Here is a 24231-nt window from a genome sequence, read left to right on the forward strand (position 1 = left end):
TTAGGCCGCGAGCCACTCGCGCGCCAGCCGCTCCGCCGTCGCCGCATCGCGCCCGCCGCCCAGCGCGACTGCGAACAGCAGCCGCAGCTTGCGCGCGCTCAGGTCCTCGGCGCCGACCGCCCCCAAAGCCGCGAGCCGCGCGCCCGACTGATAGGTTGGGGCGGTGCCGCCGCCGATGCAACTGGTGGCTATCCCCACCAGCACGCCCGCCGCGCGCGCGCGCTCGATCGCTGGCACGACGTCCATCGGCACATTGCCGCGCCCGAACCCCTCGACCACCAGCCCGCGCACGCCCCCGGCGACCAGCGCGTCGACCAGCGCAGGCCCGCTCCCCAGACCCAGCGCCGCGATTTCGACGCGCGGCTCGGGATCGACGATCGCAAAGGGCGCGGGGCGGCGCGGCGTCGCGGTGAAGCGCACTCCGTGATCGTCGACGCGCCCGATCGCGCTGCCATGCGGGCCGAACGCCTCGGGGCCGCTGCTGTCGAGCTTGCGCGCGCTGCGGGCGGGCAGGATACGCCCGCCAAAGACGATCGCGCAGCCGATGCCCCGCGCGCCAGGATCGCGCGCCACCGTGACGGCGTCGTGCAGATTGGCGGGGCCATCGCACCCCGGCGCCGAGGCCGCACGCTGGGCGCCGGTGAACAGCACCGGCCCCTGCCCGGCGTGAAACAGGTCGACCAGGAAGGCGACGTCCTCCATCGTATCGGTGCCATGCGCGACTAACACACCCCCGACGCCCTCAGCCTCTGCCTGGGCAACGATCGTCACGATCCGCATCGCATCGGCAAGGCCCATATCCTCGCTGAGCCCGGCATAGGCCTGGCGCTCGACCACGCCTTCGCGCGCATCCGCCGACAGCACGTCGCGCAATCGCGCGGAGCCGGCGCGCCCGACCAGCACCCCTTGCGCATCGGGCAGCGATGCAATCGTGCCCCCCGCATCGATCAACACCAGGCTGGACATCGCACCTCCGATCGCACGCACTTCGTTCCGTGGCGGCGCCGATAGCGCAAAGCCCGCCGCCGCGACACACTCGTGCGCGACGACGTACGAAAATCGGCTGCTCCCGCGGCGAAAGCGCGCTAAGCGGCGCGCCATCAGCCTGGAGTGTCCGATGCTACGCCGCGTGATCGCCATTTTCGAACCGTTCGTCCTCGCGCTGCTGGCGACCGTGCTGCTCGCCACGCTGCTGCCCGCGCGCGGCGCCGGGGTGCCATGGTTCGAAGCGATTACCGATGCCGCGATCGTGCTGCTGTTCTTCCTCCACGGCGCAAAGCTGTCGCGCGAGGCGATATTGGACGGCGCGCGCAACTGGCGGCTGCATCTGGCGGTGTTCGCGGTCACCTTCGGGCTGTTTCCGCTGCTCGGGCTTGGGATCGCCTCGATCCCGCGGCTCGACCCCGGCCTTGCCGCCGGGATGCTGTTCCTCACGCTGCTGCCCTCCACCGTCCAGTCATCGATCGCCTTCACGGCGATCGCGCGCGGCAATGTCGCCGCGGCGGTGTGCAGCGCGTCCTTCTCGAACCTGATCGGCATCCTGCTCACTCCGGCGCTGGTCGCGCTGCTGATGGCCGGGGCCGGCGATGGTCCGGGAATTTCGCTGAAGTCGGTGGAGTCGATCGCGCTCCAGCTGCTGCTGCCGTTCGTCGCGGGGCATCTGGCGCGCCCGCTGATCGGTGGCTTTGTCGGGCGGCACAAGAAGATGGTCGGCATCGTCGATCGCAGCTCGATCCTGCTCGTGGTCTATACCGCGTTCAGCGCGGCGGTGGTCGAGGGGCTGTGGAGCCGCGTCTCGGGGATGACGCTGCTGCTCGTGCTGCTGCTGTGCTGCGCGCTGCTCGCGGTCATCCTGTGCGCGACCTGGGGGCTGGGCCGGGCGCTGGGCTTTGCGCGCGCCGACGCGATCGTGCTGCTGTTCTGCGGATCGAAGAAGAGCCTCGCCTCGGGCGTGCCGATGGCAGGCGTGCTGTTTCCGCCAGCGCAGATCGGCGGCATCCTGCTGCCGCTGATGCTGTTCCACCAGATCCAGCTGATCGCCTGCGCCATCATCGCCCGCCGCTACGCCGCGCAGCCCGACGAGGCGACGGTCGCGCCCGCAAACTAGCCCATTGCCAGACGCCCGGCGCACAGCTATCCGGGGCGCCGCATCGTCCACCGGGCGACGCCGCGCGGGTGTAGCTCAATGGCAGAGCAGAAGCTTCCCAAGCTTACGACGAGGGTTCGATTCCCTTCACCCGCTCCATTTTTCGATCTCACGAAATCTCACAGAGCTTTGTAAACCGCGGAAATCTGCGGTATTTTTCGGGTCATCCGGCTCGTGATTGCTCGTCCCGTCCCATTAAAGCGCAAGCGCAGGTGGGGCCTTTTTTCGAGAATTTCGGGCCTAAATTTGGCATGAGGCCCACCGGGGTGGGCCTCGCGACGAAAGGCCCGCACTATGGCTTTGACCGACATCGCAATTCGCCGGGCGAGGACCCGCGACAAGGCCTACAAGCTGTATGACGAGCTGGGCCTCTTCCTCATCGTGGCGCCATCCGGCTCCCGCCTTTGGCGCATGAGATTCAAGCGTCACGGCATCGAGAAGAAGCTCAGTTTCGGCTCCTACCCAGACATAAGTCTGCGTGATGCGCGCAAGCTGCGCGACGACGCGCGCGATCTCCTCGCAGAGGGGAAAGACCCGGTTCTGGAGCGGCAGCGCGAGAAACTCAGAGGCGAGGCGCTGGCGGAAAACACCTTTACCCGAGTCGCCCAGGAATATTGCTCGAAGCGGCGGCGCGACGGCGACAGGGCCTGGGCGCCCTCGACCGCTGCACGGTGTGAATATCTTCTCAGCCTGCTCGATACCTCCATCGGCAAAATGCCGATCCATGAGATCGAGCCGATCGACGCCTTGGCCGCAATCCGGAAGATCGAGAAGCGCGGCAAGCTGGAAAGCGCGCGCCGTACCCTGCAGCTGGCCGGCGCCGTATTCCGCTATGCCGTCGCCACCGCCCGATTGAAGTCAGACCCGACGAGAGACCTCCGTGGCGCGCTGCTGACGCCAACCGTCACGCACTATGGCGCGGTCACCGAAGCGAAGGATGTCGGCAAGCTGCTGCGGGCAATCGACGCCTATGAAGGTCAGGGCATGACCAAATGGGCGCTGCAACTGGCGCCGCACGTGTTTGTCCGCCCTGGAGAGTTGCGCCACGCACGATGGGAGGAGATCGATCTGGACATCGCCGTGTGGACCATCCCCGCGGAGAAGATGAAGATGCGCAAGCCGCACCACGTTCCGCTCTCGACCCAGTCGATCGACATTCTGCTGGAGATCCGGTCGATCACCGGATCCAACGGCTATGTCTTCCCGTCGATGCGCTCGCGCACGCGGCCGATGTCGGACAATACCCTCAACGCCGCACTCCGCCGCTTGGGCTATGCCAGCAATGAAATGACCGCGCATGGCTTCCGGGCCATGGCGAGCACCCTGCTCAACGAGTCGGGCCAATGGTCCTACGACGCAATCGAACGCGCGTTGGCGCATGGCGATACCGACAAGGTTCGTGCGGCCTATCATCGCGGTACCCATTGGAAAGAGCGGGTAGCGATGGCGCAGTGGTGGTCGAACCTGCTCGACAGCCTGCGCAGCGGCGCCACGATCTTGCCCTTCCCGGGAGTGCGGGTCGGCTGAACGCCTTCGGTCACGCCGTACCCGATCGCGCGCCGGTAGGTGTCGGTACGCGACGCCGCACGCTTATTGGGCGGGATCTTCCCAGGGATTGAGCAGCGGAACGCCGGTTGCAATGAAGTCGGCGGTGTTGCGGGTGACGACGGTGAGGCCGTGGACAAGCGCGGTGGCGGCGATCATCGCGTCACGTTCCGAGCGGGGATCAGGAACGTGGAGCGCTGCGCAGCGACGGGCCACCGCCGCGTCGAAATCGAGAATGTGATCTGCAAATCCAGGCATCACGGTCTTGTCCATCCAGCGACGAAGCGACTCTGCCTGTGTTCCATCCCGACGTTGCAGCCGAAGGATGCCGATTTCGAGCTCCATGATCGTCACAGCCGACACGAACGGGCGAGCACCGACGGCCATCTTTGTCCAAGCCTCGAACACAGGGCCGCCGCGTTCCGGCTTTCGAAGTGCCGAAACGACGTTGGTGTCGAACAGGAACATCAATCCCCGCCGAACTCGGCCGGGCGGAAGCTGATGTTCAGCTTGGGCGGGTCGAAATCGAAGTCGCCGCCGTCATCCTTGTCCGCAAACATATCCCATAGCGTCGGCCCCTTGCCGATCAGCCGCTGATATTCCTCGATCGAGAGCAGGACATGCGCGGGGCGTCCGCGATCGGTGATGAACACGGGGCCATGCAGCGCTGCCTTCTTGGCGCGCGCGGCGTCCTGATTGAACTCTCGGCTGGTAAGGCTGGTGATGCCCATGACGCCCTCCTGGCGCTTGACGATATGTTGCTACATTGTCAGCGGGGCCGCGAAAGTCAAGCCGCGTGGGTACCCTGCAATGGGTCCCAAAAATTCTAGCTGCTTTAGCGGCATTATATGATGCGGCTTGAGTGATCCCCCACCTAGGAGAGTTGCCCGCTCGGCTTTTCAAATGGGTGCCGCTTGGAAAGCCATCATTCCTGAGGTCGATCCATGATTGCGAGATCGACCGGCCATGGGACATCACTGCCGTTCCAGCACGGCGGTTCTAACGGCCACTCTTGCCAGAAGCCGACATCCAGCGTTTGCCTGACCGGGGGGGCTTCAAAAAGTGGGCCAATTACGGTTTCGATCAGTCGATAGCGCAATGGCAGAGTTTAGAGCGGCGCGGCCGGACGTCCTCAACACGCCTTCCGATCCCGACGGACGCCGATGAACTCGATGCGTTCGCGCGCGACATCACATGCCTTCGCGACTGACCGCTTCAATTTGTCCTTGTCGCCACCCTGATATCGTAGAGTCGTCAGGCCAGCGAGATCGGAGGCCAGCTTGACCTTTGTATCGGCTTGAACAAGCAGGAAGGAACGATCGCGTCCCAAACGTCCAATGGAAATGCCATATTCGAAATGAACGTTGTCCCGAGGCACCTTGTGGGTCTCCTCGCGGGTGATCAGCACGTCGTCAGCCTGGGCGACCGCGATCGTGAAGTCACAGCGCTCGATCGCATCCTCGAGCGCGCTGATCGGGTAATCCGAGATCATGAAGGTGTCTTGATCCCAGAGATAAACTTGGATCTCGTCACTATCGAGATTTTTACGCAATTCGCGGGCGACCTCAATGCCTTCCTTCGAAGAGATGACGAACACCCTTGGCGTCTCGTTGACGGCACCAATCTCACGGTTTCTATGGTCGAGCTGATCCGCAACGGCATCCGCCGCAGCCTTCCAGAACTCGACGTCCGATCCAACGATCTCCTGGAGCTCGGAGTAACCGATGGCTAGCACAAAGCTCGGCTTCGTTGCCTTCAGCGTCGCCGTTCGCGGACGAGAGGGGCTCAGCCCCGCGAGCTCACCGACAGCCTCGCCGGCGACCCGCGTCTGCTTGACCTGCCCATGAACGATCGCGTCGAACTCGCCCGCCAGCACGAAATACAGGTCCTTCGCCCAGTCTCCCTGCTCCACCAGAACCTCGCTCGGGGCGAGTTCCCTCGGACGTCCGATGTCCGCGAACTTCCCGGCCAGCTCCTTGTCTCTTCTGATCAGCGGCTGCCGCAGCAGCGCATCGATGATGGCAGCCCTGTCGAAGCGCTCACTCAGTCCCGTCATTGTTGAAAACTCCATGATAGTCTCTCGAAGATGCCGGCGCCCTCATGCGGAAGCTCCAGCCAGCGGGCAGTCGGCCATCGTCCCGCAGCAGGGAGATCCCTTCATCGACTGCCAGAACTCCCGCTCAGCCGCCGCCATCTCGTTCAGTTCAATCGCGAGATCCGCAGCAGCAGCGGCATGACTGCCGCACGATCTAAGAATGACAGGACGGCTGCCCGACCCAGCGGGGCAGAGGCACGGCTGCCGCAGATTCACGACCCGCCGGCTGCGCTCCCAGACGGAGAACAGCCTGCGCCCCTCCTTCATCACCCTGATCGCGGTGCCCTCGGCACTGCCACCCTTCCGCTTCGTGCCAAGACGCCCCTCCACTATGTCGGTGGCGAAGGGCTCGCCCAGACGTGCCGCCGCGGCTTCGGCGCGGTGCTGGTAGAACGCGGCTGCGCCGTGGGATCGGCCACGCCCGTCGGGCCAGCGCCGCAGCCGGGCCGCACGCAGTTGCAACTGTAGGAACCGCACCAGCGTCTCCAGCCAGTCGCGCGCGGTCTCCGGATTGACGACCTCAATGCCGTCAACCGCGCGCCAGAACAGGCAGAAGGTGCCGTCGTGGTTGATGTGCCGATCCGGACAGAAGGAAGGCAGGTGCGCCGGCACGGTCTCGCGGACGGATATCGCGCCGCCCGAGGTGCCCACGTCCAAGATGAATACCGGCTGCCTGCCATCGCTCAGGGGAACAGGCAGCGAGATCCGGATGATTCCTGTGCCCCGATGCAGCTCCGAGGCACCGAAATCGGGAAGAAGGGCCGCTATCGGGCCGATCGGATCATACGCCGCCACGCCTGTCACAAACCTTCAGCGTAGGGACGGACGGTGCGGTCGGAGGCCGCGGCGATCGCGGGAGCGGAGGCGGCAAACGCAGCCTTCTTGACGGCCTTCGCGGTGTCGTCGCCCTTCTCGGCAAGGGCCTCGACGGCTTCGTTGTAGTCGAGCCCGCTCACCTTCCTCTTAGACCCGAAAAGATCGCGGACCGCCTGCGTCGCGGCATCGTATGCGGAAGCACCGATGGCGGTCTCAGTGCCAGTGCACCGCGCCTGCTCCTGCTCGGACGCTAGGACTCCCCGGCTGACCGAACAGCGCACACGATCGCCCTGCATGCCCAGCCGCGTGACGGTCATCGTGCCAAACTCGAAGCCGATGGCCAACCCCAATCCCGCAGCGTCGATGTCGACGGCCTCCAGCTTCTCTAGGCACAACTCGAAACTGGAGCGCAGTGCCCCCGCGCACAGCGTGGCGGTGCTGACCGTCTCGGGATCGTCGGTGGTTTGGACAGTACCATCGCATAGAAGCCCGTGCAGACAGTCCCCGATGAAACGGATGCGCCGACCGTCGAAATCACAGGTCAGTACCCTGTCGAGCTCGGCGCGGATCACATGGAAGACCCTGACGACATCCTCGGCAGCGTCATCGATGTGCTTCGCGACATAGGCGGTGAAGCCGTCGATGTCCGCGTATACCGAGGCCGCCTCCTGGCGTCGCGAATTAGCCGGCGTCAGCGTCGTGATGTCCAGATTGCGCAGCGGCGGGGTGTGGCGTGAAAAACTGAAAGCGCCGATCGGGCTTCTCTCCAGATCATCCTCCCACTCCTTCACGATCTTGTCTTTTGAGACACCCAGCGCAGCCTTCTGCTGACAGTCCTCAATCTCGGTGGTGGAGAGCGCAGTCGAGACGGGCTTGTCCACCGCATCGAGGCCGATCGCCTTGCGAGCCTCGTTGGTCAGGAAGATTCCGGCCTTGGTGCCACCGCTCGACATCTTCGCCGCATGGTTGGCCGGAGCACCGAGGAACAGCGGCTCGCGACCACCGCGCCGACCGTTGTTAACGGCCAGCGCCTTCCCCGTGTCGATCCCTACGCGCACTTCAGCACTCGGGATCTTCTCGTCAGCATCACCGGTCTCCCTCAGCACATCGATGATGAGCTGGGCCACCGCCACCGCCCGACGGACGCGCTTGGCTTCCGCGTCAGTCTCGGAATTGTAGGGCTTCGTCACGATCGCATGGAGACGCTGGTTATGGAAATCCACCCGTCTAACATCGCATCGATCGAGGATGCGGTGGACAGCGCGGTAGTGGAGGTTGAGGAAGCGCAGCGTGCGGCGATGGCAGGTCTCGCCCTCGACCGTCGTGACGTTCAGCATGTCGGACAGGTTCAAAATGTCGGCATAGAGATGCACTCCATCGACGCGATACGCCTTGTTGCTCGGGATGGACTCGAGCGACATGTCCCGCCGGTAGTCGAAGATTGTCACGTTCTCGACGTCATCCAGCTTCTTGGCGATGTGATCAGCAGCCCGATCGTGCTTCCAGCTTTTGGCCATGACTTTTCTCCATTTCGTGCCGCCTCAAGCTTTTTTCCGCTTGCAAGCGCGATCTCGTCTTCCAAAAAATGAATGCGGGGCTCGTCGCGAACTCGGACACGGAAATTTTCGTGTCCGAAAATTCGGGCAAGACCGCATATGCTCTGGAGGGGACTGAGCCGAGTGCAGAGAACTACAGCCACAACTGAGGGTGAGGAACCAGACTATCTTTCGGGGGAGGAGGTTCGGACCATGATCGGCCAGCTCTCTTCGGGCGATGCGACCGCCATCATGCGCGCGGCCAAGTGGTTCGCGGGACGGTGCGGCATGCACGAAGACGATCTCCGCCAGGAGACGTTCGTGCGTCTTCTGGCCGGCAAGCGGCACGTCCGCCGCAACTTCGACTTCGCGCGCGAAGTAGGCGGCATAATCCAGAGCATCGCTTGGGAAGAGATCAAATTGGTCAGGGCCGGACGGCGCGAGGTGCGGCCGACACCGGACGGGATATCGGCTCCCGCCCTCGCGGATCCCTCGCCCTCGCCAGAGGCATTGGCAGCATCATCCCGGGACGACGCCGCCATGCTCTCCGAGATCGGGCGCCTAATCGATGGAGACGAGCAGCTCCAACTTCTGGTGGAGGGTATCTGTGACAAGATGCGGGGCGAAGAATTGCAGAAGTTGCTCGACGTTGACGTCAAGGGCCTCGACACGGTGCGCAAACGGCTAAGACGGCGGCTGCAGGGCGCATTTCCGAAAGGACTGGGACAATGAATGTTAAAGACACCGATCCCATGTCGCTAATCGACGAATTCATGCTCGATGAGATCTTCTCGGACGATTCCGGCGAGATCGAAGAAGGTGCACTCGAGGCCTTGAGGAAAAGTCTCGAAGGAGCAGAACTCGCGATCCGCAAGCGCCGCATGACGGAACTCAGGATGCAGATGAATAATGAACGTCGGATCTCGACCGTGATCGAGGTCGACGCGGTGCGCATGCGGGCGAAGCTAAAAGCTGCGGCCAACGATCCCGATATGAAAATGACCCTTGCGGCCCGGAATGCGGTGGGCGGGGGCGACGATGAAGAGGAAGGTCTGCTCGAAGATCTAGCCGAGCTGGAACGTGACGAGGCAGCGAAGAAGGAATGAGCGCGCCATTGACGGCAGCAGAGCAGGCGCTCCAGGCCTTGGGAGTAACCGAACCAGCCGAAATCGACCTCGAGGTGGTCGCGCTCTCGTTGGGAGCCAAGGTCAAGTATCGCTCGCTGAAATCTTGCGAAGCGAGGATAGTCGGCCAGAATGGGCGGGCCATCATAACGATCGATTCCGCCGCTACTCCCCAACGTCGACGATTCTCAATTGGACATGAACTCGGACATTGGCACCGCCACCGCGGTCTCTGTCTGAAGTGCAGAAGCGCTGACATCGGACGAACGTTGAGCGACGGGCGCCGCACTCCGCTCACGGCGGAGCTTCAGGCGGACGCCTATGCTTCTGACCTTCTTCTGCCGGGCTATATCTTTAGGCCACTCGCTGGAGACATCGACCGTCTCACGCTTGCCTCGGTGAAATCGTTGGCCAGCCAATTCAAGACGAGCCTCACCGCGACGACCATCCGGGCGCTATCGACCAATCGATTTCCCGCTCTCTTGATCTGCCACTCGCATGAAGGCATGCGATGGTTCCGCCGGCCTCCGCTCATCCCTGATCGCTGGTTTCCGAGGTCAGACCTTCTGCCAGAGAGCCCGACCTTCCGAATGCTGTTTAACGGTGGATCGGAGCCCAGCCGACCGACGGTGGTGAAAGCGTCGTGCTGGTTCGATACCCCGATCGCCGAGCGCTTCACGGTAACGGAGCAGGCCTTCGGTCTGCCAAACAATCGCATCGCGACCATTGTCGAACTTACTGATCCGAAGATGCTGGAGATGTAGCGCTACGGTCTTAGCAATGACGGATTAACCCTGCACACTCGCGCTGGCCCACTGCGACCAAACGCTCGGTCTGGAGTGCAGGAAGATCGGCAGCTGGGCGCCTCCATTTACCCGCTGATGCGATCGTATTGAGGATTCGAGGTGGCGCTTTGGGTGGCCCTGGGGTTTGGCGCTGGGTTTGCCGGGATTTTCAAGGTTTTCCGTAGAGCGCGGACGCAATTATCCCATTGCGGCGCGACGCTCGTGGAAGATCAGGCGGTGGATGTTGAAGGCCAGGTTGGCGAGCGTGATCTTGGCCTTGGCCCGTTCGATGCCGATGGTGCGGATGAACAGGCCCATGACGGCCTTCTGATGCGCGAACACATGCTCGACGCGGGCCCGGATCTTCGACTTGGTGGCGTTGCCGCGGCGGACATGGGCGGGCATCGGCTTGCCCTTGGGCTTTCTGCGGTGGATGCGGCTGACCCGGCCCTGTGCCTTCAGCCAGCGCTCGTTGCTCTGGCTGCGATAGGCGGTATCGGCCCAGACATCCGAGGCGGTGTTGTCGCTGGTCACGACGTCGCGCAGCATGCGTCCGTCGTAGCGCGCGCCATCGGTGACCTTGCCCTTGCGGATGAAGCCGAAGGCCCGGCAGATCGAAATACTGCTTTTGTACCCGAAACTCGGGATCGCGATATCCGGCTGCGGTTTGCCATCGGCGGTGGGTCGCGCCTTGGCGAACTTCAGCGTCCAGCGAGCATCCGTGTCCTTCTGACGCGCCTTGGCGGGTTCGTCCGGCCAGATCTCGGCAGCGCTCCGGCCGGCCTTCACCGCCGCTTTCTCAGCCTCGGTGTTGCGCTGTTTGGGCGCGGCGACCAGCGTCGCGTCGACGATCTGACCCCCCATCGGCAGATAGCCCCGCGCCTTCAACTGGCGGTCGAAATCGGCAAACAGCGTATCGAGCGCGCCGACTGCAGTCAGCCGCTCGCGGAACATGCGGATCGTGTTCGCATCCGGCGTCGCTGCGCCAAGGTCGAAGCCCAGGAAGCGCAGCCAGCTCAACCGATCCCGGATCAGCCATTCCATCCGCCCGTCGGCCACGTTGTTCTGCGCCGCCAGCACCAGTACCTTCAGCATCACCACCGGATCGTAGGGCGGACGACCACCCTTGGTACCGTCGGAATAGCCCAGTGCGGCTAGCAGCGTCGGCCGAAACGCTTCAAAGTCCACGATCCGCGCCAGCACCTCCAGCGGATCGCCGTCCGCTGAAAGGCGCTTCATGTGGTCCGATAATCCGAAAAGCCCAGCCTGCCGCATCGTCCGCTCCCGCTGACCGCCGACAATGAATCATCACTGCGTCAATTTGGCGAGAGGTAAATGGAGGTGCCCAGCTTCCGTCGGGACTGGACGTTCGCTGGAGCAGAATTGAACGACCGGGTCTGGTCGACGGCCGCCGGCCCCATCTCACCCAGCCTCACCTCGCGTCAGATTCGCACGGCCTCCGTCAGCAGACATCGTCCACATGGTAGAAGATGGGATTGTGCATCCACGCATTGACGGCGGACTCCCGCCAGCCCGCACAGCGGGTGGCGATACGCACCTGCTTGGGGAAGGTCCCTTTCTGGATTTTCCGGTAGAGCGTCGCGCGTGACAGGCTGGTGCGGTTGAGCACCTCCTTGAGGCGAAGAAAGCGGTCGGGTTGGTGCTGGGTCATGGGTCAGTCTCCTGTGTTTTGTGGGGTCCTTTTGTGCTTGTCGGAGACAGAGTTGGGGCGACGATCGCTGGCGTCAACCGCATGAGAATTGGCGGTTTTACGCTAGGATGTCCGTAGACTTTCCCGTTTGTCCGCCACCGTTCCAAATGTACGCCAAATAATTTTTGCGGGCGTGTGACGTGGCGTCTCAGGCTGTTCCAGCCTGACCGCGCTCTACTTCCGCGTGGCCGCTCCAGCCGAGTCGCCGTGAGGCGTCTCGGCGGCTTCGCCGTGACGATCGCATGACGTGGGGCCGGACCGCGTCGCGGGCCGGTCGGCATGGGGACCATGCCTCTGGCGGTCGCCGCGCCGGTGGCGCGGCGGCGTGGTGCCTTCGGCGTCATGGTGGCGGGGGGCGTCACGGCCCTGTAGCCCCGCCTCGGCGCGGCGCAACCCGGCAGCCTTGCTGCCGGGTCATCCACGTTCGTTCCTGCCCTTCGGGTGCGCCCCGCCTGTGTCCGGCGGGGCTGTCGGTCCGCTCCTGCCGCCCCCCGCCACCCCGGCGCCGGTCGATGGCGGTTTGAGGAAGGAGCAGAGGAGATGCAGAGCAACGAGCGTCAGAGCCTCTATGGCGAGGTGACGGCCCGGATCATCGCGGAGCTGGAGCAAGGCCGGTTGCCCTGGGTGCAGCCTTGGGATGCGGCGCGCTGCCCGTGTACGATGCCGAAGAACGCAGTGTCGGCCCGAGCCTATTCGGGGATTAATGTGCTGATCCTGTGGGCGGCGGCGATCGAAGGCGGATACGGTGCCCAGCGCTGGCTGACCTATCGGCAGGCCGAGGCGGCAGGCGGCCATGTCCGGCGCGGCGAAAAGGGTACGGTGGTTTGCTACGCGGACCGCTTTACCCCGAAGGACGAGGCGGAGAAAGCACAGGGCGAAGACCGGGCGGCGCGGACCATTGCGTTTCTGAAGCGCTTCACCGTGTTCAATATCGACCAGTGCGACGGCCTGCCTGCGGCGATGACCAGCATTCCGGCTTTGCCCGATCCCGTACTGGCGATTGCCGAAGTTGATCGGGTGATCGCGGCCAGCGGCGCGGATTTCCGGATCGGCGGGAGCGAGGCCTATTATTCGCCGGTGCAGGATTTTGTGCAGGTACCGCCACAGGCCGCCTTTCATGACCCGGTGAATTGGTACCGGACGGCGCTGCACGAGCTTGGCCATTTCACCGGCCATCGCAGCCGGTTGGACCGCGACCAGTCCGGCGCCTTCGGATCGGCATCGTACGCAAAGGAAGAACTCGTCGCGGAAATGTCGGCGGCGTTCACCTGCGCGTCGCTCGGCATTGTGCCCACCGTCCGACACAGCGACTATATCGGCTCCTGGCTCGCAGTGCTGCGCGGTGACGAGAAGGCGATCTTTCGGGCTGCCAGTGCGGCGAGCAAGGCGGCGGACTTCCTCCTTTCCGGTGGGGAGGTGCGGTCATGACCGAGCGGCTTCCACCCCATGTCTTCCGGCGCCGGGGCTTCCGTGCCCTGCGTCGGATGACCGAACGGCAGCGCGCGATCTTCTGGGCGATGCGGTTCGAGGAGATCGACTATCCGACGCTTGGTGAACGGCACGGCATCAGCGCTGAAATGGTGGAGGCGGAATTTGCCGCCGCCCTCACCCTCTTCATGCGCATCGTGCGCGAGCCCGAACCGTGGTGGCGACGGCTTTGGCCGTGGTGATCGCCGGCATTCGAACAGACTGCTTGCCGTCCAGTGGCTTGCCATTGGACGGCAAGCCCGACAGGGTAGCGTCCGCCATGCGCAGCAATCTCGATCATCTTCCGCCTGCCAAGCAGCGCGAGCTGGAGCGCGTAGTGCAGATCGTCTTCGAGGAGTTCGACGACGCCTTCGCGCTCGCCAGCCACGAGTGGAAGAAGAAGGGCCGCATCCTCAAGGTCATCCTGTACGGCAGCTATGCCCGTGGCAACTGGATCGATGAGCCGCATACCGCCAAGGGCTACAAGTCCGACTATGACCTGCTGATCATCGTCAACGACAAGCGCCTGACCGACCGCATCAAATATTGGGCGAATGTCGATGACCGGCTGATGCGCGAATTCGGCATCACCGGCAGCATCAAGACCCCGGTCAATTTCATCGTGCATACCTTTGCCGAGGTGAACGACGGCCTCGCCCATGGACGCTATTTCTTCATGGACGTCGCCCGCGATGGTATCGCGCTGTACCAGAGCGAAGATAGTGAATTGCACCAACCCAAGCCGAAGACACCGCACGCGGCGCTCTCCATGGCCAGGGAGTATTTCGAGGAGTGGATGCCGAGCGCGGCCGAGTTTCTCGTTGGGTACAAATTCTACATGGAACGTGGGAGCTGGAAGAAGGCAGCCTTCCTGCTGCACCAAGCGACCGAAAGCCTCCTGCACTGCGCGCTTCTCGTGGTGGAATTCTACACACCACACGTTCACAATTTGGGGTTCCTGCGCGCACAGGCTGAGCGGCTTGATGCGCGCCTGACGTACATCTGGCCTAGCGACAACCGCAAGCAGCGCGGCATGTTCGAGAAGCTGAAGGAAGCCTATGTGAAGGCGCGATATTCGAAGCACTACCGGATCAGCGAGGAAGAGCTGGTCTGGCTCGGCGAGCGGGTCGAGGAGCTGGGCCGCGTCGTGCACGAAATTTGCTCGGAGCGCATTACCCAGTTGGAGGCGACGGCGCGGCAGGCCGGATAGCCGATGGATACCGATCCCGCCGCGCGGTTCGTCGTCATTTCCGGATGCTCGGGCGGCGGCAAATCAACGCTGATCGATGAGTTGGCAAAGCGCGGACACGCTGTCGTGGAAGAGCCCGGGCGGCGCATTATCGCCGACGAAATCGTGCGCGGCGGCGCGGCGCTTCCGTGGGTCGACCTCGCCGCATTCGCCCAGCGCGCGATCGAGGTGGCCTTACAGGATCGCAAACACGCCGCGCGACGTTCTGGCTGGGTGTTCTTCGACCGTAGTCTGGTCGATGCCGTCGTAGCCCTGGACCATGTCAGCGGCGAACGGCACGCCGAGCCAGTGTGTCACGCGCATCGCTATCACACCCGTGTTTTTCTGACCCCGCCCTGGCCGGAGCTATTCGATAACGACGCCGATCGTCGCCACGACGTCGGCGCGGCGATCGAGGAATATGACCGCCTGCGCGACGCCTATCCGCGCCTCGGCTATGAGGTCGTGCTTCTCCCTAAAATACCCGTCCCGGCTCGTGCCGATTTCGTCCTCGATTTTCTGGGCGCGCACGCCAACTGAACAGCGCCGTCGTCTATTCGCGATCCTGCGCTTCGGCCTGTGCGAACGCCCGTCGGCCGCGCCGTCGCCAGAGCGTCAGCATCTGCTCGCGATCCCCATCACGCAGCCGAGCCGCTGCCTCCGTCAGCAGGCCCAAGATCACGGCGCGGTCATCCTCCGTCAGCTCGACCAGCCCTGCTTTCGCGACGAGGCCGCCCAGTTCGATCAGCTGCCTCGTGCGCTCGCGCCGTTTCACCTGCCAGTCGCGGTGATCATGCCGCGCCCGCTTCGCCTGGAGCCGGTTCCGCCCCTCTGTCGCCCGCCGCAGTGCCGCCCGGCTCGCGACCAGCGCGGCGGCCAGCGCCTTGCCGCTCACCTCGAAAGAAAGCGGCGCCCCGGTTGCGCCACGCCTCCCGCGTCGCTGCGTCGGTGCCGGCCGCATGCAACAAGGCGCCGGCCAGTTCCTCCACGCCCAGCGCATCGGCGCCAGTCACCATCACCAGTTCGCCGAGCTGGCTCTGCTTGCGCGTCTTCAGGTGGCGCGCCTTGTCGGCGAGCGCCTTCAGGTCTGCATCATAGTCTCGGGGTTTTCGCATGCTCCTGCCCTTCCTTGTGTCGGTCGGACAGACCAGATATCGTCATGGGCAATCCGCGCCAATAGCCTGAAACTTCGTGAGATTTCGCGGTCCCGAGAGCGATGAAATCGTTCGAGGGCGCGCTTATACGTCGTGCCGACGTGCGCTTTTAGGCGTATCTGGTGCGTCGCCATGGCGATCTACCACTTCTCGGCCAAAGTCATTTCCCGCGCGGCTGGGTCGAGCGCGGTGGCGGCTGCCGCCTATCGCTCGGCATCGCGGCTGCACGATCAGCGGCTCGGCCGGGACCATGACTTTTCCAACAAGGCAGGCGTCGTGCACAGCGAAGTGCTGCTGCCCGAAAACGCGCCCGAAGCGTGGCGCGACCGCGAGCGGCTCTGGAATGATGTCGAGGCCGCCGAGCTGCGCAAGGACGCGCAGCTGGCCCGCGAAATCGAGTTCGCGATCCCGCGCGAAATGCAGCAGGCCGATGGCATCGAACTGGCGCGGTCGTTCGTCCAACGGGAATTCGTCGATCGCGGCATGGTTGCCGATCTCAATGTCCATTGGGATATTGGCCTCGATGGGCTGGCGAAGCCCCACGCCCATGTGATGCTTGGACTTCGCGGTGTCAGCGAAGACGGGTTAGGCGCAAAGGTGCGCGACTGGAACCGGACCGAGCTGCTGACCCACTGGCGCGAGGCCTGGGCGGAGCACGTCAATCAGCGCCTCGCCGAACTCGATATCGACGCGCGGGTCGATCACCGCAGCCTGGAAGCGCAGGGCATCGATCTGGAGCCGCAGCACAAGATCGGTCCCGCCGCGTCGCGCATGGTGACGCAGGGGCGTGACAGCGAACGGCTCGAAGAACACCACGCCATCGCCCGCGCCAATGGCGAGAATATCCTCGCCAACCCCAGCATCGCGCTCGACGCGATCACCCACAGCCAGGCGACCTTCACTACCCGCGACCTGGCGATGTTCGTGCATAGCCACAGCGAAGGAAAGGACCAGTTCGATCAGGTGATAGCGGCGGTGCGCGCGTCGCCCGAACTGGTGAAGCTGGGCAAGGATGGGCGCGGCGACGATCGCTTCACGTCGCGCGCGATGCTGGAGACCGAGAAGCGCCTCGAACGCGCCACCGTGACGCTCGACGCGCGCCGGCACCATGCTGTTGCCGATCGGCATCTGGAACGGGCGATCGGCGTCGCCGAACAGCGCGGGCTTCGGCTTTCGCCCGAGCAGCGCGGGGCGCTGGAGCATGTAGCCGGCGCGCGGGGCATCAGCAGCGTCATCGGCTATGCCGGCACCGGCAAGAGTGCGATGCTCGGCGTCGCGCGCGAGGTGTGGGAAGCGGCGGGCTACACCGTCCACGGCGCGGCGCTGTCGGGCATCGCTGCGGAGAATCTGGAAAGTGGCTCGGGCATCGCGTCGCGCACCATCGCCAGCCTGGAGCATCAATGGGGCCAGGACCGCGAATTGCTGACCGACAAATCCGTCCTCGTCATCGACGAGGCCGGGATGATCGGCACGCGGCAGATGGAGCGCGTTATCCGCGAAGCGGAGAAGCGCGGCGCGAAGGTGGTGCTCGTGGGTGACCCGCAACAGCTCCAGGCGATCGAAGCAGGTGCGGCGTTCCGCTCGATTGCCGAGCGACGCGGCGCAGTGGAAATCACCACCATCCGCCGCCAGTCCGAAGTCTGGCAGCGCGACGCCACGCGACAGCTAGCTACCGGCCGCACCGGCGAAGCACTGGCCGCCTATACGGAGGCTGGCCATGTCCATGCCGCCGAGACGCGCGAAGCAGCCCGCGACGCGCTGATCGACCGCTGGGACAAGGACCGGCAGGCCACACCACAGGCGAGCCGCATCATCCTCACCCATACCAATGATGAAGTGCGCGAACTGAACACCGCAGCGCGCGACCGAATGCGGGCGGCACAGATGCTGGGCGACGACGTCGACCTCGTCGTCGAACGCGGAAGCCGATCGTTCGCGGCGGGCGACCGCGTCATGTTCCTCAAGAACGAGCGCAGCCTGGAGGTAAAGAACGGCACGCTCGGCACGATTGAGCAGGTCAGCGGAGTCGCGATGCGCGTGCGCACCGATGACGGGCGAAGTATCGCCTTCGACCTGAAGGACTATGTCCATGTCGATCACGGCTATGCCGCCACCATCCACAAGGCACAGGGCATGACCGTCGACCGCGTCCATGTGCTGGCAACGCCGGGGCTGGACCGTCACGCTGCCTATGTTGCGCTGTCGCGCCATCGGGACCGCGTCGATCTGCATTATGGCGGCGACGACTTTGCCGATGCCGGGCGGCTGGCCCGAACACTGGCGCGCGAGCGCGGCAAGGACATGGCGTCGGACTACACCCGCGCACCCGACGTGCAACCAGCGCTATCGCCAACGCCGACGCCGCCCCGTCGCGGGATGTTCGACGGGCTGAAGCTCAGCAGCGCGCCGACCCACATGCCGAATCAGCCCAGTCCGCTCGAACAGGCGGTGCAGCGATTTGGCCGCGCGGCGCAAGACATCGTCGGTATGAAACAGCAGGGCTTCGAGCCCCTACCCCACCAGTGGGAAGCGTTGGGCAGTGCCCGCGACGAAATCGATGCGCTACGTCCCGGCGGCGGCGAAGACATGCGCGTGGCGATGAACAAGGACCCCGCCCTCATCAGCGAAACCGCGAATGGTCGCACCAGCCGCGCTATCCAAGCGATGGTCGCAGGGGGAGAAATCCGCCTCGATGCCGCGAACCGCGCCGACCGCTTCATCGCAGATTGGCAGAACAAGGCTCAGCAACTGGAAACCCTGGAGAGGAAAAGGGATTACGGTGCCGCGAGGTCCACCAGGGATGGCATGACCGCCATGGCGAAGGCCCTGCACCGCGACCCGCAACTCGAGTCGCTGATGCGCAATCGCGCGCTGGAGCTGGGTTTGAAGTCTCAGGGCAGCGCGTCGATATCTCACGACCTCCAGGAATGGCTCGGCCGCTCGCGCGGGCTCGGCATCGGGATGTAGGCTCGCGCCCATGACCGACATTCCCCGCCACCATGGCATTGCCGATGATCCCACCCAGGCCTTCGAAAACCTGCGGCAGGAGATTTCCCTCCTTCACACAGCCATTCAGGGGCTGACCGCTGCGCGCGAGAAAATGCCGGATTACAGCCCGACGCTGGGCGCGATCAGCCGACAACTCGCCGCGATGATGGAGGGCATCGCCCGCATCGAGCAGGCGCCGGCCGTGAAATTGACACCGGCCCTGATGGTCCAACACCTGGCGAAGGCGGCGGCAGATGCGCGAGCTGACGACAAACGCCAGATGGACGAAGCGCGTGTCGACCTGCATCAGGTGATTGGGCGCATCGACGGGATCGTCGTTCGGGCGCGGTCAACGGATCACCAGCGAAAGCGCGAGCTATGGATGATGCTCTGCGCATTTGTCGCGGGAATTCTGCTTTGGTCCTTCTTGCCGGGAATGATCGCGCGCTCCCTCCCCGAGAGCTGGCATGTCCCGCAATGGATGGCAGCGAGGACATTGGGAAAGGAACAGGCCACTTCTAACGGGCCCTTCGTCGAAAATGACCATACACGTGAGCAAAATTGACTGACTCTGCGACTTACCGGTCATTCACTCGCGCCCTGCTCAACCGCAGCTCTCGCCAAAACCCGACACCCAGGTTTCCCACAGCCGGCTTCGCAACGCGGCTGCAACTGGGCCGGTTCCGGACTGGCAGCTTTAAAATTCGCGGGTAGCTATAGCAGTCGTTGAACGCTAACGGACAGATCAATCCAATGATCACCGATCTTCCAACGTCCGACGATCTCAATGGCTCGGCACGAGCGCTGCTGAACATGGCTTGGGAGACCGCGCTCGGAGTGTTCCGGCTGCTTGAGCGGACCCAGGTTGAGACTTGGGACGATGACGGCAGTGTCCGCGAGGAATACCATGCCTCTCGCCAGCCGGCGCTGCGCCACGCTCTGGTCATGGTCCACCAAGCGCAGGAACTGGGGCTAAAGGCGCGCGTAGCAGCCGTCAGCCCCTATCTGCTGCTCGTCGGCGAACCGCGGCTATGGCCCTCCGGCGCTGATCGGCGACCGACCTCGTTCGAGGAGTTCCGCACCCTCGATGCCGCCGATCTGGTGCGCGTCCACAATACGGTTTGCGACACACCGCTCGATGCCAATTTCACAAGGCTTTTCGAGGAGGGCCGGCGCGCGCGTAACAAAATCGTCCACCTTGGCGGTCATCGGATCGTATCGGACGCACGCGACATCCTGATACTGATCCTCGATACCCATGCTGCGCTGTTTCCCGAGGTGAGATGGGCCGCGGCGCGCATGGATCACGAACTCAACGACGGCTATGCGATCGCGGGCGGCGCCGATGTCGAGACCGGGCTCCTTAACGATTTTGAGCTTCTGCAGAAGGTGGTCGCGCCGCGTTATATCCGCCAGCATTTCGGGTTCGACAAGCGGCGACGGGCGTTCATGTGCCTGAGTTGCTCGAGCGATCAGCTCGACTGGGAAGCCGGCTCGCGCTTCGCCCAGCTTCTCGACGGAAGGGAGGATCAGCTGTTCTGCGCGGTGTGCGCCGTTACCAGAACCGTCCTGCGCGAGTCCTGCGGGGTCGATGGCTGCCGCTGCGATGTGCTGGCCGAGGACGATTACAAATGGGGCACTTGCCTGCATTGCAATCAGGTCAATGATGCCCGCGAACCTATCCGCCGGTCGTGTCCCTGGTGGTGGTGTAGGTCGACGGTAGCGAAGCTGACCGGCCGCGCGCTTCCAACTAGCGCCGTAGCGGCCGGTCAGCTTCGCGGGTGGTCATCGGAGATCTTCGGATAAGGTTGGGTTGCGAAGCTCAAGCTTACGGAGATTCCGATGACCGATGACAGCATGAACGTTCAGGCGCTTCTCGGGAAGAGCGCCGATGCCGACTTCCTGCGCGAGATGATCGGCTTTGCGGCCGAGCGGCTGATGGACCTTGAGGTCGGCAGCATGACCGGCGCCGCCTACGGCGAGAAGAACCCGGAGCGGCTCGCCCAGCGCAACGGATATCGCGAGCGCGACTGGGAGACGCGTGCCGGCACTGTCGAGCTGCGCATTCCCAAGCTGCGCAAGGGCAGCTATTTTCCCTGCTTCCTCGAACCGCGGCGCCTCGCCGAGAAGGCGCTCACCGCTGTCGTCCAGGAGGCCTACATCCAAGGCATCTCGACGCGTTCGGTCGATGACCTCGTGAAAGCCATGGGGATGAGCGGTATCTCCAAGAGCCAGGTCAGCCGGCTGTGCGAAGAGATCGACGTCCGCGTCAAAGCCTTCCTCGAGCGCCCGATCGAGGGCGACTGGCCCTATGTCTGGATCGACGCGACCTACCTCAAGGTGCGCCAGGCCGGCCGCATCGTCTCGGTCGCCGTCACGATCGCCGTCGGCGTCAACAGCGACGGCCGGCGCGAGGTGCTCGGCATGGCGATCGGCGCGTCGGAAGCCGAGACCTTCTGGACCGACTTCCTGCGAGGCCTCGCGCGGCGCGGCCTGCGCGGCGTCAAGCTGGTCATCTCCGACGCGCACGAAGGCATCAAGGCCTCGGTATCGCGCGTGTTCAGCGCTACCTGGCAGCGCTGCCGGGTGCACTTCTCCCGCAACGCCCTCGCCCATGCCGGCAGGAGTGGCCGCCGCGTTGTCTCGGCGTTTATCGCCACCGCGTTCGCGCAGGAAACCGCCGGTGATGCCAAGACCCAGTGGCGCAAGGTCGCCGATCAGCTCAGGCCCAACGTCCCAAAGCTGGCAAAGCTCATGGATACCGCCGAAGAGGACGTGCTCGCCTACATGTCATTCCCAGCGCAGCACCGCACCAAGCTGCATTCGACCAACCCGCTGGAGCGCCTGAACGGCGAGATCAAACGGCGCACCGATGTCGTCGGCATCTTCCCCAACGAGGACGCTATCACCCGCCTCGTCGGCGCGATATTGCTCGAACAGAACGACGAATGGGCCGTCCAGCGCGCCCGCTACATCACACTGGAAAGTGTCGCTCAGTTGAGCGATGATCCGCTCGTCACGCTGCCAGATATGGCAGCATGATCAGCCCCGCCCACACCGGGGATCGCCGTTACCGCGCCGGCGAAGCTACACCACCTGGTGGGACACGATCTATCCGCCGCGCGCGCCACAAGGCCGCGATGGATGCGCGCATCGCCGCGGAGCGCAGACAGATTGAGGGACCGCTGGACCCTGACGGCGAGTCGGGCAGCGCATAGGAAATGGGCCGACTGCAGCCAGCTTTTTGACATGTTCTGGAAGAAGCTGACTTGCTGACTTGGGCACCATCACAGGGCGCAATCGCGGGTTCAATTCTGGCTTTGTACTGCTTTCCGAGATTCGCCCTATCAGCGCCCGCTGCGCAAATCGATCTTCAGTTTCTGCTGGTAGACCGCGATCCGCTTCTTCGCGCGCGCGACGACATCGTCATAGTAAAGCATCTCGGAGTAGATCTCGCCAAGCGGTGCGCGGGTTACCGGATCGAGCATTGTGCTCGCTTGGAAATACCCCTTCCCGTCCGGAAACGGAATCCAGTTGTTGAGCCTGAGCGGATTGACCGTGTCGCCGATCAGATAGCAATAGAATTTGCGCAGCTTGCCATGCGACTTGGCGGCTAGAAGATGCGCATATTCGAAAAGATCGCCGATATGATCATCGAGCGACACATCGGGTGCTTTGAACTCGACGATGATCGCCGATCCCTCCTTGTTAAAAAGCGCGATATCGGGCCGCTTACCGGCATTGTCATCGGCGCGCTTCTGCAGGAGCTTTCGAAACTCCGCGTCGATATCGCTGTCAAAGATTTTCTCCGTTTCTGACCAAGGTATCTGCGCGAGCGGCTTATCCGACGCGATATGGTCGAAATACTGATACTCCTCGCTAAGCAGCCAAATGTCATGGTCGGCGAATTCAGTGCTGTCCTTGCGCATCGGAAAGAAGATGCTGTGAATGATGCGCTCGTCGCGGCGCTTGCCGGTCGCCGTGCTCGCCTGCATTGCGAGTTGCTTGCGGCACGCGAGATCAAGGATCTCGACGATCGCAGCGCGCCGGACGATCAGCTGCGATAGGTTCGCCATGTCGAAATCCTTGAGCGATGCGGTATATTTCCACGACAGCTCATTGATCTTCGTCCGGAATTCGTCGGTATCCGGCTGGGTGTTGATGATGTCCTCCTTGAGGTCGAAGATCTCCGCCGTCGCGTTGATCACGCGCTCCTGATATTTGCGTAGCACCCGCTCGACGACCTGCTGCGCGCTGTCGCCATGTCGGATTCGCGTTTCGGTATCGGCGAGCATGCCCACACCGACACCGAACTGTTCGAGGATATCCTTGAGGACATCCTCCTTCTTCCAGTCCGCAGGCGCGACCATCTCCTCGATCACCGGGTCGATCGCCTCGTGAATAGCCGCGTAAGAGAGCTTCTCACCCCCGAAGAGGCCGCCTGTGCCGACCTCTTCGGGAATGTCGTCGAAATCGTCGCGTTGCTCGTTCACATGGCCGTCAAGATATTCGCCTTCGATCAGCACGATGTGATGGAAGCCGCCGACCGGACTGCGCTGCTCGGTTTTGGTCCGCAGATAGTAAGCCGTGATGTCTTTGACCGGTGATGATTTCGCGCAGAACGCGATAGCGTTGCGCGGCAGATCATAGTCTGACGCGTCGAGTTGGTAGTGCGACAGCGTGAAAAGCTGGTGCGATCCGAGCCCTTCTCCGCTCCGAGGATCGTGCTCCTCGACCTGGACCGGAACTTCGCGCGTGATCGCCGGCAGATCCGCGCGGCGCAGCCACTCGATCTTCTCCCCCTGCGTCCAGTGGTGCGTACGGAACCGCATCTCGAAATCGCCCAGCTCATCGGCAAGTCCGACGAGGCGCTGCAGGAAGGCAACGAGTGTGACGCGGCGGAGGGTCGGCGCGGCGAAAATCTCGCTCAGCCGCTCATTCTGGAAAACGCGCTCGCGCACGAGATCCTTGAGCTGCTCAAGGCGGATTGTCGTGCCGAGATCGGCGCCCGGCGCCGCGACCGTAGTGAAATCATCGAACTCGATCTGTTTGCGCGGCTCGGCGAAATGCATCGTGCGGCGGCAGACATCGTCGCCATCGCGATAGCGGGTGTCGATCGCCATCTCGGCGAAATGGTGGAAGAACTGGATGCGCCCTGCACCCTTGCACTTGCCGATGCCGACGATGCCGAGGTCATCTTTGTAGGAGGTGTCCTTGGTAAGGAAGGCTTTCAGCTGTTCGTCGCCGAGCCCGCAGCCATTGTCCGCGCACGCGACCGCCATCGCTTCGCGCTCGCCGAGCAGGTCGGCCGCCGTGAAATCGACGTCGATCAGGATCGATAGCGGCGCCACCGCTCCTTCGGCCTTCTTGCGGATAAGGAAGGAGTCGATCGCGTTCGAGATCAGCTCTTCGAACACGACATAGCGGTTCTTGCTGAGCCTCGTATTTTTGATGCTGCCCCGGATATCGAGTGTCATGTTCGTGTGCTGTTCACCAAGGGGGCGTATTCTGCAGCCGTTTTGACCGGCGCCTACGAACCGGTCAAGCGGCGTGGCTGCCCAAATGGCGGCCTTTGGAATGGACGCTGTCAGCACCGAACGACCGAATGTCGGAGGCAAATCTGACGTCAAAAAGAGG

Annotated in this window: 24 protein-coding genes and 1 tRNA gene; 14 read left to right on the top strand and 11 right to left on the bottom strand. The window is 63.7% G+C overall.

Features of this window, described 5'->3' with window-relative positions; translation table 11 throughout:
* A complete protein-coding gene (locus TS85_RS24710) occupies nucleotides 1–966 on the bottom strand; it encodes an asparaginase (protein ID WP_162184719.1) in 966 nt (321 codons plus the stop codon).
* A gap of 151 nt (nucleotides 967–1117) precedes the next feature.
* Between TS85_RS24710 and TS85_RS12600 the strand changes: the two genes are divergently transcribed.
* The 3 genes from TS85_RS12600 to TS85_RS12610 all read left to right on the top strand — a co-directional run bounded on the left by TS85_RS12600 (nucleotide 1118) and on the right by TS85_RS12610 (nucleotide 3673).
* A complete protein-coding gene (locus TS85_RS12600; RefSeq protein WP_044332594.1) occupies nucleotides 1118–2107 on the top strand; it encodes a bile acid:sodium symporter family protein in 990 nt (329 codons plus the stop codon).
* Nucleotides 2108–2171: 64 nt separating this feature from the next.
* Nucleotides 2172–2245: transfer RNA gene (locus tag TS85_RS12605), tRNA-Gly, on the top strand.
* 195 nt (nucleotides 2246–2440) lie between these two features.
* Nucleotides 2441–3673 carry a tyrosine-type recombinase/integrase gene (locus TS85_RS12610; RefSeq protein WP_044332595.1) on the top strand — a complete coding sequence of 411 codons (1233 nt, stop codon included), beginning with the start codon at nucleotides 2441–2443 and terminating at the stop codon, nucleotides 3671–3673.
* A gap of 63 nt (nucleotides 3674–3736) precedes the next feature.
* On the opposite strand, the gene TS85_RS12615 is transcribed toward TS85_RS12610, so the two are convergent.
* The 5 genes from TS85_RS12615 to TS85_RS12635 all read right to left on the bottom strand — a co-directional run bounded on the left by TS85_RS12615 (nucleotide 3737) and on the right by TS85_RS12635 (nucleotide 8119).
* Nucleotides 3737–4159: a type II toxin-antitoxin system VapC family toxin gene (locus TS85_RS12615; protein WP_044332596.1), complete on the bottom strand. Its 423-nt coding sequence runs from the start codon at nucleotides 4157–4159 to the stop codon at nucleotides 3737–3739.
* Nucleotides 4159–4422: a type II toxin-antitoxin system Phd/YefM family antitoxin gene (locus TS85_RS12620; RefSeq protein ID WP_044332597.1), complete on the bottom strand. Its 264-nt coding sequence runs from the start codon at nucleotides 4420–4422 to the stop codon at nucleotides 4159–4161. Before TS85_RS12620 ends, TS85_RS12615 begins: the two co-directional genes overlap by 1 nt.
* A 401-nt stretch (nucleotides 4423–4823) precedes the next feature.
* The gene (locus tag TS85_RS12625; protein WP_044332598.1) at nucleotides 4824–5747 is read right to left on the bottom strand and encodes a TIR domain-containing protein; all 924 of its coding nucleotides are present in this window, start codon (nucleotides 5745–5747) and stop codon (nucleotides 4824–4826) included.
* Between the two features lie 42 nt (nucleotides 5748–5789).
* Entirely contained in the window at nucleotides 5790–6581 is a 792-nt protein-coding gene (locus TS85_RS12630; protein WP_052507893.1) for an E2 domain-associated cysteine-rich protein, read from the bottom strand.
* Between the two features lie 5 nt (nucleotides 6582–6586).
* Nucleotides 6587–8119 (bottom strand): adenylate/guanylate cyclase domain-containing protein, encoded by a 1533-nt coding sequence (locus TS85_RS12635; RefSeq protein WP_044332599.1) that lies wholly within the window; start codon nucleotides 8117–8119, stop codon nucleotides 6587–6589.
* 231 nt (nucleotides 8120–8350) lie between these two features.
* Here TS85_RS12635 and TS85_RS12640 point away from each other — a divergent pair, with 231 nt between their 5' ends.
* The 3 genes from TS85_RS12640 to TS85_RS24715 are packed head-to-tail and all read left to right on the top strand — an operon-like array spanning nucleotide 8351 to nucleotide 10025.
* Nucleotides 8351–8869 carry an RNA polymerase sigma factor gene (locus tag TS85_RS12640; protein ID WP_044332600.1) on the top strand — a complete coding sequence of 173 codons (519 nt, stop codon included), beginning with the start codon at nucleotides 8351–8353 and terminating at the stop codon, nucleotides 8867–8869.
* Entirely contained in the window at nucleotides 8866–9243 is a 378-nt protein-coding gene (locus TS85_RS24150) for a hypothetical protein (RefSeq protein WP_052507894.1), read from the top strand. Before TS85_RS12640 ends, TS85_RS24150 begins: the two co-directional genes overlap by 4 nt.
* Nucleotides 9240–10025 carry an ImmA/IrrE family metallo-endopeptidase gene (locus TS85_RS24715; RefSeq protein ID WP_044332603.1) on the top strand — a complete coding sequence of 262 codons (786 nt, stop codon included), beginning with the start codon at nucleotides 9240–9242 and terminating at the stop codon, nucleotides 10023–10025. The genes TS85_RS24150 and TS85_RS24715 overlap by 4 nt, the downstream gene beginning before the upstream one ends.
* A gap of 219 nt (nucleotides 10026–10244) precedes the next feature.
* On the opposite strand, the gene TS85_RS12655 is transcribed toward TS85_RS24715, so the two are convergent.
* Nucleotides 10245–11321, bottom strand: coding sequence for an IS5 family transposase (locus tag TS85_RS12655; protein ID WP_044332606.1), 1077 nt, complete (start codon nucleotides 11319–11321; stop codon nucleotides 10245–10247).
* A gap of 187 nt (nucleotides 11322–11508) precedes the next feature.
* Complete coding sequence (locus tag TS85_RS12660; RefSeq protein ID WP_044332608.1) at nucleotides 11509–11718, bottom strand: helix-turn-helix transcriptional regulator; 210 nt, start codon at nucleotides 11716–11718, stop codon at nucleotides 11509–11511.
* A gap of 579 nt (nucleotides 11719–12297) precedes the next feature.
* Here TS85_RS12660 and TS85_RS12665 point away from each other — a divergent pair.
* From TS85_RS12665 to TS85_RS12680, 4 genes are all read left to right on the top strand, one after another.
* Nucleotides 12298–13185 (top strand): ArdC family protein, encoded by an 888-nt coding sequence (locus tag TS85_RS12665; protein ID WP_044332610.1) that lies wholly within the window; start codon nucleotides 12298–12300, stop codon nucleotides 13183–13185.
* A complete protein-coding gene (locus TS85_RS12670; RefSeq protein ID WP_044332612.1) occupies nucleotides 13182–13427 on the top strand; it encodes a hypothetical protein in 246 nt (81 codons plus the stop codon). The genes TS85_RS12665 and TS85_RS12670 overlap by 4 nt, the downstream gene beginning before the upstream one ends.
* A 77-nt stretch (nucleotides 13428–13504) precedes the next feature.
* Nucleotides 13505–14434, top strand: coding sequence for a HEPN domain-containing protein (locus TS85_RS12675; RefSeq protein ID WP_044332613.1), 930 nt, complete (start codon nucleotides 13505–13507; stop codon nucleotides 14432–14434).
* A gap of 3 nt (nucleotides 14435–14437) precedes the next feature.
* A complete protein-coding gene (locus TS85_RS12680) occupies nucleotides 14438–14992 on the top strand; it encodes an AAA family ATPase (RefSeq protein WP_044332615.1) in 555 nt (184 codons plus the stop codon).
* A gap of 13 nt (nucleotides 14993–15005) precedes the next feature.
* Here the strand turns inward: TS85_RS12680 and TS85_RS26275 are convergent, their stop codons facing one another.
* The gene (locus TS85_RS26275; RefSeq protein ID WP_044336234.1) at nucleotides 15006–15227 is read right to left on the bottom strand and encodes a conjugal transfer protein TraD; all 222 of its coding nucleotides are present in this window, start codon (nucleotides 15225–15227) and stop codon (nucleotides 15006–15008) included.
* Nucleotides 15228–15243: 16 nt separating this feature from the next.
* Entirely contained in the window at nucleotides 15244–15567 is a 324-nt protein-coding gene (locus TS85_RS24720; protein WP_077228591.1) for a conjugal transfer protein TraD, read from the bottom strand.
* Nucleotides 15568–15738: 171 nt separating this feature from the next.
* On the opposite strand from TS85_RS24720, the gene traA reads away from it, so the two are divergent.
* From traA to TS85_RS12705, 4 genes are all read left to right on the top strand, one after another.
* Complete coding sequence (gene traA / locus TS85_RS12690) at nucleotides 15739–18573, top strand: Ti-type conjugative transfer relaxase TraA (protein WP_044332616.1); 2835 nt, start codon at nucleotides 15739–15741, stop codon at nucleotides 18571–18573.
* Between the two features lie 10 nt (nucleotides 18574–18583).
* Entirely contained in the window at nucleotides 18584–19159 is a 576-nt protein-coding gene (locus tag TS85_RS12695) for a DUF6118 family protein (protein ID WP_052507896.1), read from the top strand.
* 188 nt (nucleotides 19160–19347) lie between these two features.
* Entirely contained in the window at nucleotides 19348–20400 is a 1053-nt protein-coding gene (locus TS85_RS12700; protein WP_044332618.1) for a hypothetical protein, read from the top strand.
* Between the two features lie 36 nt (nucleotides 20401–20436).
* Nucleotides 20437–21636, top strand: coding sequence for an IS256 family transposase (locus tag TS85_RS12705; RefSeq protein ID WP_044332620.1), 1200 nt, complete (start codon nucleotides 20437–20439; stop codon nucleotides 21634–21636).
* Between the two features lie 305 nt (nucleotides 21637–21941).
* Here the strand turns inward: TS85_RS12705 and TS85_RS12710 are convergent, their stop codons facing one another.
* Nucleotides 21942–24224, bottom strand: a complete 2283-nt coding sequence (locus tag TS85_RS12710; RefSeq protein WP_227698469.1) for a hypothetical protein — start codon at nucleotides 24222–24224, stop codon at nucleotides 21942–21944.
* Nucleotides 24225–24231 lie beyond the last annotated feature (7 nt).

Source organism: Sphingomonas hengshuiensis (assembly GCF_000935025.1).
Classification (GTDB): domain Bacteria; phylum Pseudomonadota; class Alphaproteobacteria; order Sphingomonadales; family Sphingomonadaceae; genus Sphingomonas; species Sphingomonas hengshuiensis.

Excerpts from the sequence above, each read along its gene's own strand:
- TS85_RS12695 (WP_052507896.1), top strand. The coding sequence starts at position 18,584 with ATGACCGACATTCCCCGCCACCATGGCATTGCCGATGATCCCACCCAG.
- TS85_RS12680 (WP_044332615.1), top strand. The coding sequence starts at position 14,438 with ATGGATACCGATCCCGCCGCGCGGTTCGTCGTCATTTCCGGATGCTCG.
- TS85_RS24710 (WP_162184719.1), bottom strand. The coding sequence starts at position 966 with ATGTCCAGCCTGGTGTTGATCGATGCGGGGGGCACGATTGCATCGCTG.
- TS85_RS12635 (WP_044332599.1), bottom strand. The coding sequence starts at position 8,119 with ATGGCCAAAAGCTGGAAGCACGATCGGGCTGCTGATCACATCGCCAAG.
- TS85_RS12700 (WP_044332618.1), top strand. The coding sequence starts at position 19,348 with ATGATCACCGATCTTCCAACGTCCGACGATCTCAATGGCTCGGCACGA.
- TS85_RS24720 (WP_077228591.1), bottom strand. The coding sequence starts at position 15,567 with ATGCGAAAACCCCGAGACTATGATGCAGACCTGAAGGCGCTCGCCGAC.
- TS85_RS12625 (WP_044332598.1), bottom strand. The coding sequence starts at position 5,747 with ATGACGGGACTGAGTGAGCGCTTCGACAGGGCTGCCATCATCGATGCG.
- TS85_RS12670 (WP_044332612.1), top strand. The coding sequence starts at position 13,182 with ATGACCGAGCGGCTTCCACCCCATGTCTTCCGGCGCCGGGGCTTCCGT.
- traA (WP_044332616.1), top strand. The coding sequence starts at position 15,739 with ATGGCGATCTACCACTTCTCGGCCAAAGTCATTTCCCGCGCGGCTGGG.
- TS85_RS12640 (WP_044332600.1), top strand. The coding sequence starts at position 8,351 with ATGATCGGCCAGCTCTCTTCGGGCGATGCGACCGCCATCATGCGCGCG.
- TS85_RS12660 (WP_044332608.1), bottom strand. The coding sequence starts at position 11,718 with ATGACCCAGCACCAACCCGACCGCTTTCTTCGCCTCAAGGAGGTGCTC.
- TS85_RS12610 (WP_044332595.1), top strand. The coding sequence starts at position 2,441 with ATGGCTTTGACCGACATCGCAATTCGCCGGGCGAGGACCCGCGACAAG.
- TS85_RS24150 (WP_052507894.1), top strand. The coding sequence starts at position 8,866 with ATGAATGTTAAAGACACCGATCCCATGTCGCTAATCGACGAATTCATG.
- TS85_RS12600 (WP_044332594.1), top strand. The coding sequence starts at position 1,118 with ATGCTACGCCGCGTGATCGCCATTTTCGAACCGTTCGTCCTCGCGCTG.
- TS85_RS12655 (WP_044332606.1), bottom strand. The coding sequence starts at position 11,321 with ATGCGGCAGGCTGGGCTTTTCGGATTATCGGACCACATGAAGCGCCTT.
- TS85_RS24715 (WP_044332603.1), top strand. The coding sequence starts at position 9,240 with ATGAGCGCGCCATTGACGGCAGCAGAGCAGGCGCTCCAGGCCTTGGGA.
- TS85_RS12665 (WP_044332610.1), top strand. The coding sequence starts at position 12,298 with ATGCAGAGCAACGAGCGTCAGAGCCTCTATGGCGAGGTGACGGCCCGG.
- TS85_RS12615 (WP_044332596.1), bottom strand. The coding sequence starts at position 4,159 with ATGTTCCTGTTCGACACCAACGTCGTTTCGGCACTTCGAAAGCCGGAA.
- TS85_RS12675 (WP_044332613.1), top strand. The coding sequence starts at position 13,505 with ATGCGCAGCAATCTCGATCATCTTCCGCCTGCCAAGCAGCGCGAGCTG.
- TS85_RS12705 (WP_044332620.1), top strand. The coding sequence starts at position 20,437 with ATGACCGATGACAGCATGAACGTTCAGGCGCTTCTCGGGAAGAGCGCC.
- TS85_RS12620 (WP_044332597.1), bottom strand. The coding sequence starts at position 4,422 with ATGGGCATCACCAGCCTTACCAGCCGAGAGTTCAATCAGGACGCCGCG.